General features: G+C 77.5%; 1 protein-coding gene and 1 pseudogene. Both read left to right on the forward strand.

What is annotated here, in order from left to right:
• A pseudogene (locus G3I42_RS08985) lies at window positions 1-725 on the forward strand (lanthionine synthetase C family protein); the annotation flags it as partial.
• Window positions 726-792: 67 nt separating this feature from the next.
• Window positions 793-924 (forward strand): SapB/AmfS family lanthipeptide, encoded by a 132-nt coding sequence (locus G3I42_RS08990; RefSeq protein ID WP_010272359.1) that lies wholly within the window; start codon window positions 793-795, stop codon window positions 922-924.
• The last annotated feature ends 189 nt before the right edge of the window (window positions 925-1,113 follow it).

The following is a 1,113-nucleotide window of genomic DNA, read 5'->3' on the forward strand; positions in this document are numbered from 1 at the left end:
CGGCCCCGCTGCGCGCCGCCGCCGCGCGCTGCGCCGAAGCCGTCGCCCACTCGGTGCGCGAGACGGCGGCGCGCGGGAAGAGACCGGCGGGCAGCCGGGCCGGGCTGCTCCACGGCGCCTCCGGAGCCGCGCTCCTCCTCGTCCGCCGCTACGAGGAGACGGGCGACACCACGACCCTCGACCTCGCCGCCACGGCGCTGCGCCTGGACCTCGCGCACTGCCGCCCCGGGGAGGACGACTCCCTGCTCGTCGTGGAGGGCCGGCGCACCATGCCGTACCTCGGCGGCGGCAGCGCGGGCCTCGCGATGGTCCTCGACGACTACCTCGTCCACCGGCCCGGCGACCCGCTCGCCGCCCACCGCGCACCACTGCGCCGCGCGGCGACCTCCCGCTTCTACATCCAGCCCGGCCTCTTCCGCGGCGTCGCGGGACTCCTCCTGCACCTCGCCCGCACCCCGGCCGGCGACCCCCTGGAGCGCCGCCGCGTCGTCGACCGGCACCGCGCGCTCCTGACCCTCCAGGCCCTGCCCCACGCGGACGGCCTCGCCTTCCCCGGCGAACAGCTCCTTCGGCTCTCGATGGACCTCGCCACCGGGACGGCGGGCTGCCTGCTCGCCCTCGGCAGCGCGTACGGACCGGAACCCGCCCGGTTCACGCTGCCCTACCTGCCGCCACCGCGGCCCACAGACGGCCCCCGCCCGGGGGCCGGAGCCACCACCAGGTGATCACTCCACCGGCCGGACGGCGGACCGCTCCTCGCCGTCGCCCGACCCCGTTCCGAAAGGAACCGTCATGGCACTGCTCGACCTTCAGGTGATGGAGACCCCCGAGGAAGAGGGCTTCCAGGACATCGCCACCGGCAGCCAGGTGAGCCTCCTCATCTGCGAGTACAGCTCCCTGAGCGTCACCCTCTGCACCCCGTGACGCAGCCCCGCCCGGAGTGAGGCACGGGGCACCGGCCGCCCGGCGGCCGGTGCCCCGTCGCCGCATCGCGCCGCGCACCCCGGGGCGCCACCCGCCCGCCCGCGCGCCGCCCACCGCCCAGGAGGGACCTCGCGTGCCACCCATCCGCCGGGGGAAACGGCCGTCGGGGCCGCCCACCGCGCTCCCGCT

It is taken from the genome of Streptomyces sp. SID11385, from assembly GCF_010548245.1.
Lineage (GTDB): Bacteria > Actinomycetota > Actinomycetes > Streptomycetales > Streptomycetaceae > Streptomyces.